This is a genomic window from Aureimonas sp. CAS (genome assembly GCF_059838215.1).
Genome location: NZ_CM187563.1, coordinates 2,755,436 through 2,769,533 on the forward strand (window position 1 = coordinate 2,755,436; position 14,098 = coordinate 2,769,533).

12 protein-coding genes are annotated in these 14,098 nt (G+C 69.6%); 7 read left to right on the forward strand and 5 right to left on the reverse strand.

Annotated elements, in window-relative coordinates; all coding sequences use genetic code 11:
- Nucleotides 1-203 precede the first annotated feature (203 nt).
- Genes greA through AC6R2M_RS13205 form a run of 3 tightly spaced genes read left to right on the forward strand, consistent with a single transcriptional unit; the run spans nt 204 to nt 2,359 of the window.
- The gene (greA, locus tag AC6R2M_RS13195) at nt 204-677 is read left to right on the forward strand and encodes a transcription elongation factor GreA (protein WP_500482860.1); all 474 of its coding nucleotides are present in this window, start codon (nt 204-206) and stop codon (nt 675-677) included.
- A gap of 26 nt (nt 678-703) precedes the next feature.
- Entirely contained in the window at nt 704-1,294 is a 591-nt protein-coding gene (locus tag AC6R2M_RS13200; protein WP_500482862.1) for a Uma2 family endonuclease, read from the forward strand.
- A 3-nt stretch (nt 1,295-1,297) separates the two neighbouring features.
- A complete protein-coding gene (locus AC6R2M_RS13205; protein ID WP_500482864.1) occupies nt 1,298-2,359 on the forward strand; it encodes a glycosyltransferase family 4 protein in 1,062 nt (353 codons plus the stop codon).
- A 19-nt stretch (nt 2,360-2,378) separates the two neighbouring features.
- Here AC6R2M_RS13205 and AC6R2M_RS13210 read toward each other — a convergent pair whose 3' ends face one another.
- The 3 genes from AC6R2M_RS13210 to AC6R2M_RS13220 all read right to left on the reverse strand — a co-directional run bounded on the left by AC6R2M_RS13210 (nt 2,379) and on the right by AC6R2M_RS13220 (nt 6,591).
- Complete coding sequence (locus AC6R2M_RS13210; RefSeq protein ID WP_500482866.1) at nt 2,379-3,167, reverse strand: glycosyltransferase family 25 protein; 789 nt, start codon at nt 3,165-3,167, stop codon at nt 2,379-2,381.
- Complete coding sequence (locus AC6R2M_RS13215) at nt 3,167-4,552, reverse strand: TrkH family potassium uptake protein (protein WP_500482868.1); 1,386 nt, start codon at nt 4,550-4,552, stop codon at nt 3,167-3,169. The genes AC6R2M_RS13210 and AC6R2M_RS13215 overlap by 1 nt, the downstream gene beginning before the upstream one ends.
- Before the next feature lie 233 nt (nt 4,553-4,785).
- A complete protein-coding gene (locus tag AC6R2M_RS13220; protein ID WP_500482870.1) occupies nt 4,786-6,591 on the reverse strand; it encodes an ABC transporter ATP-binding protein in 1,806 nt (601 codons plus the stop codon).
- Nucleotides 6,592-6,996: 405 nt separating this feature from the next.
- Here AC6R2M_RS13220 and trxB point away from each other — a divergent pair, with 405 nt between their 5' ends.
- The 3 genes from trxB (at nt 6,997) to AC6R2M_RS13235 (ending at nt 11,206) form a co-directional block, all read left to right on the forward strand.
- Nucleotides 6,997-7,968, forward strand: a complete 972-nt coding sequence (gene trxB / locus AC6R2M_RS13225) for a thioredoxin-disulfide reductase (protein ID WP_500482872.1) — start codon at nt 6,997-6,999, stop codon at nt 7,966-7,968.
- Between the two features lie 38 nt (nt 7,969-8,006).
- Complete coding sequence (locus AC6R2M_RS13230) at nt 8,007-8,903, forward strand: LysR family transcriptional regulator (RefSeq protein WP_500482874.1); 897 nt, start codon at nt 8,007-8,009, stop codon at nt 8,901-8,903.
- Nucleotides 8,904-9,292: 389 nt separating this feature from the next.
- The gene (locus tag AC6R2M_RS13235; protein WP_500482876.1) at nt 9,293-11,206 is read left to right on the forward strand and encodes a DEAD/DEAH box helicase; all 1,914 of its coding nucleotides are present in this window, start codon (nt 9,293-9,295) and stop codon (nt 11,204-11,206) included.
- A 124-nt stretch (nt 11,207-11,330) separates the two neighbouring features.
- On the opposite strand, the gene AC6R2M_RS13240 is transcribed toward AC6R2M_RS13235, so the two are convergent.
- The gene (locus AC6R2M_RS13240) at nt 11,331-12,536 is read right to left on the reverse strand and encodes a pyridoxal phosphate-dependent aminotransferase (RefSeq protein WP_500482878.1); all 1,206 of its coding nucleotides are present in this window, start codon (nt 12,534-12,536) and stop codon (nt 11,331-11,333) included.
- A gap of 209 nt (nt 12,537-12,745) precedes the next feature.
- On the opposite strand from AC6R2M_RS13240, the gene AC6R2M_RS13245 reads away from it, so the two are divergent.
- Complete coding sequence (locus AC6R2M_RS13245; protein ID WP_500482880.1) at nt 12,746-13,363, forward strand: glutathione S-transferase family protein; 618 nt, start codon at nt 12,746-12,748, stop codon at nt 13,361-13,363.
- A 57-nt stretch (nt 13,364-13,420) separates the two neighbouring features.
- Here AC6R2M_RS13245 and AC6R2M_RS13250 read toward each other — a convergent pair whose 3' ends face one another.
- Nucleotides 13,421-14,017: a PRC-barrel domain-containing protein gene (locus AC6R2M_RS13250; protein ID WP_500482882.1), complete on the reverse strand. Its 597-nt coding sequence runs from the start codon at nt 14,015-14,017 to the stop codon at nt 13,421-13,423.
- Nucleotides 14,018-14,098: the final 81 nt, after the last annotated feature.

The following is a 14,098-nucleotide window of genomic DNA, read 5'->3' on the forward strand; positions in this document are numbered from 1 at the left end:
GTCCGCGGGCCGGTCCGTCCTGTATTCGGCCTTAGAGCGCCCTGCGTCCGTTGGGACGCACGAGGGGTCGCTCTATCTCTTTGGATCTGCGCATCAGGCGTTCCGAAAGTCGATTCCGATTTTCGGGCCGGTGCTGTAGGCCGAACAACGAAGCGGGGCGCCGTCAGCTTAAGGCCGGCGCGCCGGACATGAGGGTGAGTGCGATGGAAAAGGTCCCGATGACCGTGAGCGGATTCGAGGCCCTCAAGGAGGAGCTTCGGCGTCGCCAGCAGGAGGAGCGTCCGCGGATCATCACCGCGATCTCCGAGGCCCGCGCCCATGGCGACCTCTCCGAGAATGCCGAATATCACTCCGCCAAGGAGGCGCAGAGCCTGAACGAGGGCCGCATCTCCGAGCTGGAGGATCTGACGGCGCGCGCCGAGGTGATCGACGTCGCCAAGCTTTCGGGCGACCGGATCAAGTTCGGCGCGACGGTGAAGCTCGTCGACGAGGACACCGAGGAGGAGAAGACCTACCAGATCGTCGGCGAGCAGGAAGCCGACGTGAAGCAGGGTCGCATCTCCGTCACCTCGCCGATCGCCCGCGCCCTCATCGGCAAGGGCGAGGGCGACACGGTCGAGGTCGCGGCCCCCGGCGGCGCGCGCTCCTACGAGGTGCTCGAGGTCCGCTGGGCGTAACGTCGTTCGTTCTGCAGGAGAGCGAGATGAGCGAGCTCCACCGTCGCGTCTTCTCGCTCGCAGAGTTTCTCGATTGGGAAGAGGCTCAGGACCGGCGTTTCGAGCTGATCGACGGGCAGGCCGTCATGATGGCCGGCGGCACCCAGGGCCATGCGCTGATCGCCGCCAACATCGTCTCGTCTCTGCGGACGTCGCTTCGCGGGGGCCCCTGCCGCCCGGTCGGCTCCGACCTTCGTGTACCGATCACGACGACGGGAAACTCCCGCTACCCCGACGTGACGATCGACTGCGGCCGGTTCGACCCCAAGGCGCACGACGCCTCGGAACCCACGGTCGTTTTCGAAGTCCTGTCGGACTCGACGGGTTGGTACGACCAGACTCGCAAGCTGCGGGACTATGACGGCGTCCCGACGATCCGGCAGTATGTCTGCGTCTCGCAGTCCGAGCCTCGCCTTCTCGTCTGGCGGCGCGACGACGAAGGTCGTCTCGTTCCGGATGCGGTGATCGTGGACGGCATGATCGAGCTGGAGCTGCCGGGGTCCGTGATCCGACTTCCGCTCACCGACATCTACGAGGGAACCGGGCTTCGCGCCCTACCCACCGCAAGGCCGACCTGACACATGAGCTCGCCGAAGATCCGCGTCGAGAACGTTCAGGTCGTCGCGCCGAACTTCAAGCGCCGCCTGTCGGGCGTCACCTCCACGATCATCCAGCTCGTGCCGGTCCAGGCGAAGAGGCTGGGCATCGCGGCGCTGGGGCCCGGCCTGCCGCGGGAGCTGCCGCGGCTGCGCTGGCGCGACCTCTCCGGCTTCTGGCGCGCCCCGAAGGGCCGCCCCTTCCGCATCTGGCATGCGCGCCGCAATGTCGAGATGCTGCCCGGCATTCTCATGCGCGACATCCTGCGCATGAAGCTCAAGCTCGTCTTCACCTCCGCCTCGCAGCGCGACCACACGCGCTACACGCGATGGCTGATCCGGCGCATGGACGCCGTGGTCGCCACCAGCGCGCGCACCGGCGCCTATCTCCAGATCCCCCACGACGTCGTGCTCCACGGCATCGACACCGACCGCTTCCGCCCCGCGCAGGATCGCTCGAAGGCCAAGGCGGGGCTGAAGCTCGACCCGTCGCAGCGCCATGTCGGCTGCTTCGGCCGGGTGCGCCGTCAGAAGGGCACGGACCTCTTCGTCGACGCGATGATCGGTCTCCTGCCGAGCCGCCCCGGCTGGTCCGCCGTCGTCGCCGGCCGCACGACGGCCGAGCATGCCGCGTTCGAGGCGGGGCTGCGGGAGAAGGTGGAAGCGGCGGGGCTGTCGGACAGGATCCTTTTCGTCGGGGAGCACACGAACATTCCCGACTGGTATCGCGCGCTCGACCTCTTCGTCGCTCCGCAGCGCTGGGAGGGTTTCGGGCTGACGCCGCTGGAGGCGATGGCGAGCGGCGTCCCGGTCGTGGCGAGCGACGTCGGCGCCTTCCCGGAGCTGATCGCAGGACCCGAGGTCGGAACGATCGTTCGTGCCGGAAGCGCCGAGGCGCTCGCCGAGGCCTGCCTGCCCTTCATGGACGACGAGGGGCACCGCGCCGCCGCCGGTGCGGCCGCCCTCGATCATGTGCGCACGCGCTTTTCGATCGCGCGCGAGGCCGATGCGCTGGACGGCGTCTATGCGCGCCTCTGGAGCCGATAGTCCGAGGCGGTCGTTCGACCTACCGGAAGTCCGCCAGGTCGCAGGCGACGCGCCGATAGACGATGTCCGTCAGGCGGCGCGCCTGGAGCGGCAGAAGGGCCAGCTGCGTGCGCGCCCGCCGGGCCACCTGCGCCGGCGTGCGGGCACGGGGCTTTCGTGGCCCGCCGGCCTCGGGCTGGACGAAGCTCGTCGCCTCCAGCCCGCTCTGCCCGCCGAGGGCATCGAGAACGAAGGCCTGGAGCACGAGCGGCGGCTCGCAGACATAGGCTTCCAGCGCCGCGCCGTGGAGCCAGGCGTCGGCAGGCGCGGCGCGATCCCTCGCGCCCTGAAGCAGACGCCGCGCCCCGCTCGGCCAGACGACGTAGCCCGCCGTGCCGGCCTTGTCGCGGTGACAGCGCACGCGGCGCACATCCCCCGTCAGCGCCTCTCCCCCGCCTCGCGCCAGAAAGCGCCGGCGGCCGAGATCCTCCAGATTGAGGAGGTCGACGCCCTCGAGCCCTTCGATCGCGGCGAGCGCGCCGGGCAGGCGGCGGGACAGGACGGCGTCGTCCTCCAGGATCAAGGCGGGCCGGTCCTCCCGGACGATCCGCTCCCACTGGCCGACATGCGACAGGAAGCAGCCGATCTCGCCGCCGGACAGATCTCGCTCCCATGTCCCCGCCAGGGCCCTCGTCCGCTCCGCGGGAATGTCGCCGACCTCGACGGCCCGAACCCGCTCCAGCGTCAGGCCGAGCGCCTGCGCCTGCGCCTCCAGCGAGCGCCGCCGCTCGCCGGCCCGGTCGAGATTGATGAAGCGGATCGGCAGCATCAGTCCCTCCAGAAGCCCGGCGTCAGAAGAACGAGCACGGTGACGATCTCCAGCCGTCCGACCAGCATCAGGAAGGACAGGATCCAGAGCGCGCCCTCGGGCAGCGCGGCGAAATTGCCGGCCGGGCCGATCAGCGGGCCGAAGCCCGGGCCCACATTGCCGACGGCCGAAAGCGAAGCGGAGAAGGCGGAGATGAAGTCCAGGCCGAAGAGCGTCAGACCGATCGTCCCGAAGATCGTCATGGTGAAATAGAGGACGATGAAGATGACGAGGGTCTCGATCGCGAGGGCCGAGACGTCGAGCCGGCCGTATTTCATCGGCTGCACGGCGTTGGGACGCAGCAGCCGGCGGAAGTTCGCCCGCACCAGCGAGAACAGGATCACGACGCGGCTCACCTTGATGCCGCCGGCGGTGGAGCCGGCGCAGCCGCCGATGAAGAGCGCCGGCAGGAGGATGCCGAGCGCCGCGTTCGGCCAGAGCATATAGTCGCCGGTGGCGTAGCCCGTGGTGGTGATGAGCGAGACGAGGTTGAAGAAGCCGGTGAGCAGCGCCTCGCCCGCCGGCACGCCTTCGAGCACGTAGCGCACGCCCGAGAGGGCGAGGCCGAGCCCGAGGCAGATGCCCAGGAAGACCGTCACCTGCGGATCGCGGAACCGCACGAGCGAGCCCGGCAGGAAGATGCGGATGTAGAGGACCGCCGGCAGGGCGCCGAGCAGCATGAAGACGATGCCCGTGATCAGGACGCCGGGCGTGCCGTAATGGCCGAGCGAGGCGTCGTGCGTGGAGAAGCCGGCCGTCGTCACCGTCGTCATCGCGTGGTTGACCGCGTCGAAGAGCGTCATCCCCGCGAGATAGTAGGCGAAGGTGCAGGCCAGCGTCAGCGTGCCGTAGATCCAGAACAGCGCGACGGCGAGCTGGGAGAAGCGCGGCAGCAGCTTCTCGGAGCGGTCGGAGCTTTCCAGCCGCAGAAGGGACAGTCCGCCGGACCGCAGTTGCGGCAGGATCAGCACCATCATGGCGACGAGGCCGATCCCGCCGAGCCATTGCAGGAGCGAGCGCCAGAGCAGAATGCCGCGCGGCATGGAATCGAGCCCGACGAGCGCGGTGCCGCCGGTCGTGGTGATCCCCGAGACGGCCTCGTAGACGGCGGCCTCGAAGCTGTTCGTCAGGCCGGACAGATACAGCGGAAGCGCCGCGACGACGCTGGCGGTCAGCCAGACGCAGGTGACGAGCAGAAAGCCGACGCGCTGGGACATGTGCAGGCGCCGTCCCTGCGTCGCGACGGCGACGAGGATAGCGATGGCCGCCACCATGACGGCGGAGCCGGCGAAGACGATCCAGTCGTCGTTCCCGTCGGCGTGGTCGACGAGCGCCGGCAGCAGCATCGCCAGCGCGAGCGCGATGGCGAAGAGCGAGGCGACATGGGCGACGGTTCGAAAGATCGGAGCGCTCCCCTACCGCTGGGCGTTTGGTGGTCCGGTTCGCCGGGTGCGGCCGATGCGCCTTCTACCGCATCGATCCACGGACCGGTATGGCATTTCGGCACCGCCGGCCGTCCGCTTGGACGCGGCCGGCGGTGCCGTTCTTCGGATGACGGAGGCCCCGGCGGGCCTTCCCGTCAGCTCGTCCCGGCGCCGTCCACGATCAGGCCGCCCTCCTGGATGGCGGACAGCCGCGCATAGGGACCGCCTCCCAGCACCAGCTCCCCATGCGTCCCGTCCTCGACGATCCGCCCGCGCTCGAAGACGAGGATGCGGTCGAGCGAGCGGACGGTGGAGAGCCGGTGGGCGATGACGAGCGAGGTCCGCCCCGCCATCAGCCGCTCCATCGCCGCCTGGATCAGGGCCTCCGATTCCGAATCGAGACTCGACGTCGCCTCGTCCAGGATCAGGATCGGCGCGTCCGCCAGGAAGGCGCGGGCCAGCGCCACGCGCTGGCGCTCGCCGCCCGACAGCTTCACGCCCCGCTCGCCCACCATCGTCTCGTAGGCGCGCGGCAGGCGGGTGATGAAGCCGTGCGCGCTCGCCAGCTCGGCCGCCTCCTCGATCTGCCGCCGGCTGGCGCCGGGCCGTCCGTAGGCGATGTTCTCGGCGAGCGAGCGGTGGAACAGGATCGGCTCCTGCGGCACGATCGCGATCTGGCGGCGAAGCGAGGTGAGCTGCGCGCCCGAGATGTCCTGCCCGTCGATCAGGATCCGGCCGCCGGTCACGTCGTAGAGCCGCTGCACGAGCTTGACGAAGGTCGTCTTGCCCGAGCCCGAATGGCCGACGAGCCCGACCCGCTCGCCCGCGCGGATCGTCACGTCCAGCCCGTCATAGAGGGGCGTCGCGTGCCGTCCGTAGCGGAAGTTCACCCGTTCGAAGCGGATCTCGCCCGTCCGCACCTCGATCGGCCGCGCGCCGGGCCGGTCGGTCACGCCCGGCGTCTCGTCGAAGAGGTCCACCAGCTCCTCCATCTCGTTCACCGAACGCTGGAGGTTCTGCACGTGCATGCCGATCTCGCGCAGATAGCCATGGACGACGAAGTAGGTCGTCAGCACGTAGGTGACGTCGCCGGGCGTGGCGCGCCCGTTGGCCCAGAGCCAGAGCGCGACGGCCGCGATGGCGATGCGCAAGGTCCAGAGCAGCGCGTTCTGGATCAGGCCGGCATAGGTCGCCCGCGTCCAGGTGTGGCGCGTCATGCGCCGCCAGCGGGCGATGGCGCCCGACAGGCGCGCCTCCTCCCGCTCCTCGGCGCCGAAGGCCTTCACCACGGCGTTGCAGCCGAGCGCGTCGGCGAGGACGCCGCCCGTCCGCGTGTCGAGCGCGTTGGAGACGCGCGCCAGCGGCGCCACCCAGCGCGTGGCGAGGAGCACCGTGGTCGCGATGTAGGCCGTCGCCCCGATCGCCATCGTCACGCCCATCACCGGCCAGTGCCAGCCGATCAGCGCCACCGTTCCCAGAAGGACGACGAGCGAGGGCAGGAGCGCGAGCAGCAGCGTGTCGTGCAGCAGGTCGAGCGACCACATGCCCCGCGTGATCTGGCGCACCGTCGAGCCGGCGAAGGCGTTGGCGTGCCAGTCCGTCGAGAAGCGCTGGACGTGGGCGAAGCCGCGATGCGCCACGCTCGACATGATGCGCAGCGTCATCGGGATGACGAGCATCCACGCCATGTGGCGGCTGGCGAGGAAGACGCAGCCGAGCACGGCCATGGCGCCGAGCGCCGGGATCGCGGCGGACAGCCCCGTGTCGACGTCGCCCGCATGGACGGCGATGGCGTCGACGAGCCGTCCGGCGAAGAGCGGTACGAGAATGTCGGCGACGGTCGCCACCGTCATGCCGAACGCGATGGCGGCGACGAGACCGGGGGTCTGCCGCCAGTTGGCGAAGGTGAAGGCGAGAACGCGCGGGAAGGCGCTGGCGCACCGGCTTCTCTTGCGGGTCATGTCGTCTTGCGGCGCCAAAGGGAGCGCCGTCCCGAATAGGACGATCGACGATCGACGAGCGGCGCGCGAGAGGCGGACCGGTCAGTCGTGTCGGATCGTGGAGAACCCGCCGGAGCGGGGTGAGCGAGGGGCCGATCGGCGCCGACGAGGCGGCGGAATCAGCTGCGCGGGTTTTCGCGCCGGGGAGATGTGCCGAATGTCGATGCCATGCGCCCTCCCCTTCTCTCGTGCCGCGGGACGAAACTCTCCTAGCGGCACGCCGGCCGACCCGCAACCCCTCCGCAAAAGGCGTTCCGAGGCCGTTGCGCGCAAGCCACCCTCATTGTCTCGCTTCCGCCCCTCCCCTATGGAAGATGGAGAGGCGCCACCATCTGTGGCCGGACGAGACGAGCAAGCGAGCGCGCCATGACCGAACGCCATTCGGAAATCCTGATCGTCGGCTCCGGGCCCGCCGGCTACACGGCCGCGATCTACGCCGCGCGCGCCATGCTCAAGCCGCTCCTCGTCGCCGGGCTGCAGGAGGGCGGGCAGCTCACCATCACCACCGACGTAGAGAACTATCCGGGCTTCCGCGACCCCATCCAGGGCCCTTGGCTGATGGAGGAGATGAAGGCCCAGGCGCTCCACGTCGGCACCGAGATGGTCTCCGACCTCATCGTCGAGGCCGACCTGTCGCGCCGTCCCTTCCGCCTGACCGGCGACGGCGGCACGGTCTACACCTGCGACGCGCTGGTGATCGCCACCGGCGCGCAGGCCAAGTGGCTCGGGCTCGACTCGGAGAACGAGTTCCAGGGCTTCGGCGTCTCGGCCTGCGCCACCTGCGACGGCTTCTTCTACCGCAACAAGGACGTGGTGGTTGTCGGCGGCGGCAACACGGCGGTCGAGGAGGCGCTGTACCTCGCCAACATCGCCAAATCGGTCACGGTCGTGCACCGGCGCGACGAGTTCCGCGCCGAGCGCATCCTGCAGAACCGCCTGCTGGCGCTGCCGAACGTTGAAGTGATCTGGGACAGCGAGATCGCCGAGATCGTCGGCGCCCACAAGCCGATGAAGTCGGTCACCGGCGTGAAGCTGCGCCATCGCGGCACCGGCGACATCCGCGAGATCGCCGCCGACGGCGTCTTCGTCGCCATCGGCCATGCGCCGGCGACGGAGGTCTTCGGCCAGCAGCTGCGCCAGAAGCCGGGCGGCTATCTCTGGGTGGAGCCCGGCACGACGCGGACCTCGATCGAGGGCGTCTTCGCTGCGGGCGACGTCGCCGACGACGTCTACCGGCAGGCGGTGACGGCGGCCGGGCTCGGCTGCATGGCCGCGCTGGAGGCCGAGCGCTGGCTGCAGGCGAACCAGGTGGCCGAGCGCGCGCAGGCGGCCGAGTAGCGGACTGACGACGAGGCAAGGGGAACGGCGGGGAGACGATGGCGCTCGACTGGGACAAGCTGCGCATCTTCCATGCGGCGGCGGAGGCGGGGTCCTTCACGCATGCCGCGAGCGCCCTCAACCTCTCGCAATCGGCCATCTCGCGCCAGGTCGCGGCGCTGGAGCAGGAGATCGGCTCGCCGCTCTTCCACCGCCATGCGCGCGGTCTCGTCCTCTCCGAACCGGGCGAGCTTCTGTACCAGACGACGACGGATGTCCTGAAGCGCTTGGAATCGGTCCGCATGCAGCTGACCGAGACGCGGGAGAAGCCGCAGGGCAAGCTGCGCGTGACGACGACGGTGGGCCTGGGCTCCGGCTGGCTGACCCAGCGCGCGCAGGAGTTTCTGGAGCTCTATCCCGAGCTCGAACTCCAGCTGGTCTTCGACAACGAGGAGATCGACCTCACCATGCGCAAGGCGGACTGCGCCATCCGCCTGCGCCAGCCGCAGCAGCCGGACCTGATCCAGCGCCGCCTGTTCACCGTGCATCTCCACGTCTACGCGGCGCCCTCCTACATCCAGCGCTACGGGCGGCCGGAGACGATCGAGGATCTCGACAACCACCGCATCATCACCTTCGGCGAGCCCGCGCCCGACTATCTGCGCAACCTCAACACGCTGGAGACCGTCGGCCTGCCGGAGGGCCAGTCGCGCCGACCGATCCTGGAGATCAACAATCTGATGGCGGTGAAGTCGGCCATCGAGCGCGGCATCGGCATCGCGCTCCTGCCGGACTACATGATCGACAAGGATTCCAAGCTCGTGCAGCTCCTGCCCGAGATGGAGATGCCGACCTTCAACACCTATCTCTGCTATCCGGAGCAGCTGCGCGACGCGGCCAAGCTGAAGGTGTTCCGCGACTTCCTCATCTCCAAGGCGCGCACCTGGGCGTTCTGAGACTGCCTGAAAGCAAAGCCATGCTGAAAAACATGGCACCCTTGCACGAATGCATCTGGATGAGCACGCCGCGTCGGATATGTTGAGTGGCAGATCGGCGCCGGGAACTCCTCCTCCCATCCCGCGCCGGTGGTTTCCTCCCAAGGGTATCCACCCTTCCCTGCCGGGCCTTCGGGTCCGGCTTTTTTTCGTCGCCAGCCTGCTTCTCGAGGTCCGGGTCGCGCCGGTCGCGCAATTCGGCCGCAGACAGGCGGCATCGACGGTTCGAGCCCCCATCCGCTCTCGCTCGAACCCGAGCCGCATCGACGGCATCTGGACGAGAGCAACCCATCCGCGTCCGACCGGACGTGCGGCGCGTTCCGCGCCACCTTCCCGAAGGACGTATCGAAGTGCCCTTTCCCGAACTGCCCGCCCCGCTCGCCGCCAGCCTGTCCGCGCGCGGCTATGCCGAGCCGACCCCCGTCCAGGCCGCCGTCACCGAGGAGCGCGCCAACGGCCGCGACCTTCTCGTCTCCGCGCAGACCGGCTCGGGCAAGACCGTCGCCTACGGCCTCGCGCTCCATGGCGAGCTTCTGAACGAGGCGGGCGCCCTGCCCGAGGCGGGCGAGCCCCTGGCGCTCGTCGTCGCCCCGACGCGCGAGCTCGCGCTTCAGGTCCAGCGCGAGCTCGAATGGCTCTATGCCGAGGTCGGCGCGCAGGTCGTCACCTGCGTCGGCGGCATGGACCCGCGCTCGGAGCGCCGCCGGCTGGAGCGCGGCGCCCACATCGTCGTCGGCACGCCCGGCCGCCTGCGCGACCATCTGGAGCGCGGCGCGCTCCTAATCGGCGCCCTGCGCGCGCTGGTCCTCGACGAGGCGGACGAAATGCTCAATCTCGGCTTCCGCGAGGATCTGGAGTTCATCCTCGAGGCGACGCCGTCGACACGCCGCACGCTGCTCTTCTCCGCGACGCTGCCCAAGACCATCGCCACGATGGCCAAGCGCTACCAGCGCGACGCGCTGCGCATCGAGGCGACGCGCTCCTCCGAGACCCATGCCGACATCGCCTACAAGGCCGTGCGCATCGCGCCGACCGAGACCGAGCACGCGGTCGTCAACCTGCTGCGCTATCACGAGGCGCCGAGCGCCATCGTCTTCTGCAACACGCGCGAGAGCGTGCGGCATCTGCATTCCGGCCTCGTCGAGCGCGGCTTCTCGGCCGTCGCCCTTTCCGGCGAGCTCGGGCAGTCGGAGCGCAACCAGGCCATGCAGGCGCTGCGCGACGGACGCGCGCGGGTGTGCGTGGCGACCGACGTCGCCGCGCGCGGGCTGGATCTGCCGAGCCTCGGCCTCGTCATCCATGCCGAGCTGCCGAACGACTGGGAGACGCTGAAGCACCGGTCGGGCCGCACGGGCCGCGCGGGCCGCAAGGGCATCTCCGTCCTCCTCGTCCCGATCTCGCGCCGCAAGAAGGCCGAGCGTCTGATGGTGGAGGCGAGCATCGTTCCCGAATGGGGCGGCGCGCCGACCGCCGACGACATCCGCCGCCTCGACGAGGAGCGCATGCTCGCCGACCCGATCCTTGCGGAAGAGCTCGCCGAAGACGATCTGGCCAGCGGCCGCCGGCTTCTGGAAGGCCGCTCGCCCGAGGCGCTCGCCGGCCTGCTGGCGCGCATCTGGCGCCAGCGCCTGCCCGCGCCCGAGGACGTCTACGATCCCGGCTTCTCGCGCGAGGCGAAGCCCGACCGGGGCGAGCGCGCCCGCGAGCGCGGCGGCAAGGACCCGCGCGATGCCGGCGACTTCGTCTGGTTCCGCCTCGACATCGGCCGGCGCAACTCGGCCGACCCGAAATGGCTGCTGCCGCTCCTCTGCCGTCGCGGCAAGACGACCAAGCAGGAGATCGGCGCGATCAAGATCTTCGACCGCGAGACCAAGTTCGAGGTCGTCGCCAGCGGTGCGGCGAAGTTCGCCAAGGCCGCGCTCGGCACGGTCGACGACATCGAGATTTCCTACGCCGACGGCGCGCCCGCCGAGGCGGAAGGGCGCAGCGCCGACCGGCCGAAGGGCGGCAAGCCGCCGTTCGGGAAGCCGCGCGGGCCGAAGGGCGACTTCAAGCCGCGCGAGGGCGGCGAGCGCAAGTTCAGGCCGCGCGACGGCGAGCGTCCGGCACGCGCCGAGGGCGAGCGGGCGTACAAGCCGCGCGAGGGCGACCGCCCGCAGGGCGAAGGCAAGCCGCGCGGGCCCTTCCACAAGAAGAAGTTCGCCGGTGCCGAGGGCGGCTTCAAGCGCGACGGCGCGGGACCGAAGCGCCGTCCGAAGGACTGAGGTCGAAGGGGGGTCTTCGCCCCCCCTCGGCGCGCCGCAGAGCGCGACCTGAAGAGCTTCACCCCCGAACGAAAAAGGCCCGGCGAACTTGCCGGGCCTTTCGCATTTCAAATGGTCGAGAACCCTACCGCTCAAGGCTGGCGCAGAAGCGCTGGATGCGCGAGCAGGCGTCCTCCAGAACGTCGTCGGCCGCCGCATAGGAGAGGCGGAAGTTCGGGCCGAGGCCGAAGGCCGATCCGTGCACCACCGCCACGCCCTCGGCTTCCAGGAGCTCGGAGACGAAGTCCTCGTCGCTCTCGATCACCTTGCCGGCCGGCGTCTTCGAGCCGATCAGCTCGGCGACCGACGGGTAGACGTAGAAGGCGCCCTCCGGCGTCGGGCACTTCAGGCCCTTCGACTGGTTGAGCATGGAGACGACGAGGTCGCGGCGGCGCTCGAAGGCGACCCGGCTCTCCGAGACGTAGTCCTGCGGCCCGTTCAGCGCTTCGACGGCCGCCCATTGCGCGATCGAGCAGGCGCCCGACGTCTGCTGGCCCTGGATCATGTCCATCGCCTTGATGAGCGCCAGCGGACCGGCGGCGTAGCCGATGCGCCAGCCGGTCATGGCATAGGCCTTGGACACGCCGTTCATGGTCAGCGTGCGGTCGTAGAGCTTGGGCTCGACCTCGACCGGGGTCGCGAACTTGAAGCCGCCATAGACGAGGTGCTCGTACATGTCGTCGGTCAGCACCCAGACATGCTCGTGGCGCATGAGCACGTCGGTCAGCGCCTTCAGCTCCTCATGGGTGTAGGCGGCGCCCGACGGGTTCGACGGCGAGTTGAACAGGAACCACTTGGTCTTCGGCGTGATCGCCGCTTCCAGGGCGTCGGGCGTCAGCTTGAAGTTCGTCTCCAGCTTGGCCTCGACGAAGACGGGTGTGCCGCCGCAGATCGACACCATCTCCGGGTAGCTGACCCAGTAGGGCGCCGGGATGACGACCTCGTCGCCGGGGTTCAGCGTCGCCATGAAGGCGTTGAAGAGGATCTGCTTGCCGCCGGTGCCGACGATCGTCTGCTCGGGCTTGTAGTCCAGCCCGTTCTCGCGCTTGAACTTCCTGGCGATCGCCTCGCGCAGCGGCACGATGCCGGAAACGGGCGTGTACTTGGTCTCGCCACGACGGATCGCGTCGATCGCGGCGTCCTTGATGTTGTCGGGCGTGTCGAAGTCCGGTTCGCCCGCGCCCAGCGAAATGACGTTGCGGCCCTTGGCCTTCAACTCGCGCGCCTTCTGGGTGACGGCGATGGTCGCGGACGGCTTCACGCGATCGAGGGCGCTGGCGAGGAAGGCCATGGGGCGGCTCCGGATGTATCACGGGCGAGCTTTCGCGGGCGCACCCCGCGAAAATCGGCCATGCATAGGTCCGCGCGCGAATGCGTGCAAGGCAAGCCACGCTCCCCGCCCATGAATTGTGCTGATGGGTGTCTTCGCGATTGCGAATTGGCGCGCCCGCGCACGTTTCGACACACTCGCGCGACCACAAGCGGCGCGCGAGGACGGCGATGATCACGATCCACGGAATGACGGACAGCGGCAATTGCTACAAGCCGCGCCTTCTGATGGCGCTGACGGGCCGGCGCTTCCGCCATGTCGAGGTGTCGATGCTCGACGGCGGCACGAAGGAGCCTGCCTTCCTTGCGCTCAACCCGGCGGGGCAGGTGCCGCTGCTCGTCCTCGACGACGGGCGGACCCTCGCCGAATCCAACGCCATCCTCGTCTTTCTCGGCGAGGGAACGGGCTTCGTTCCGACCGACGTCTTCGGCCGCGCGCAGATGCTGCGCTGGATGTTCTTCGAACAGAACCAGCACGAAGCCTCGATCGCGATGCGACGCTCCCTCAGCGTCTACGAGGAGCGCCGCGACGCCGCGACGCCCGAGCGCATGGCCTCGACGCTCGCAAAGGGGGAGAACGCCCTTCGCGTGATGGAGCAACGCCTCGCCGCGAGCCCCTTCCTCGTCGGCAAGACGGCGACGCTCGCCGACATCGCGCTCTATCCCTACACCGCGACGGCGCCGGAGGGCGGGTTCGACCTCCAGCCCTTCCCCGCCATTCGCGAATGGCTCGCGCGGGTGGAGGCCCTTCCCGGCTGGCAGCCCTCGACCTGGCTTCCCGACGCCTGATGCGACGAGGCCGCCCCGGTTTCCCCGGAGCGGCCTCATTTCACGTTCTGCAGTGGATCAGTCGCGGCCGATCAGCATGGTGTCGAGATCGACGCCCTCGGCCTCTTCCAGCATCTCGCGCGTCAGCGTCGGGGCGAGGATGCGAATGTCGTCGTCGCCGTCGGCGACGATCTCGACCGCGTTCCAGTCGACCAGCACGTCCTTCTGGCCGATGCCGAGGAAGCCGCCGACCTGGATCACGATCGCCGCGACCGTGCCGTCCGCCGAGAGGACGATGTCGGACACGTCGCCGATCTCCTCGTTCATCGAGCCGTACACGTCCTCTCCCTCAAGGTCGTCCGCGAGGAAGTGCGCGGGCGCGGCGCCCGACTGGACCTCCGGCAGCGTCACGATGGGCGAGCCGCCTTCCACCCCCATCGCCTCGGGCTCGGCCGCCTCGGAGCCCGGCGTCACCGGATCGGTGCCGGCCGGAGCGGCCGGGGCGGGCGTCGTGCCCTCGGGCGCCAGACCGTTGGCGGGCGAAGGCTCGGGCGTGGTCGGATTGGTGTTGACCGCCGGGTCGCTGCCGGGTGCCGGAGCCGCGGGCGTCTGCTGCGCGAAGGCGGCGCCGCTCATCAGGACGGCGAAGGCGGAGGCGAGAACCAGTGGCTTCATGTGTGTCTCTCGAAAATGGATGAAGGGGTGCGACAATCCGCACCGTTCGAGCGACTAAGCATTCGGTGACGCGTTTGGTTC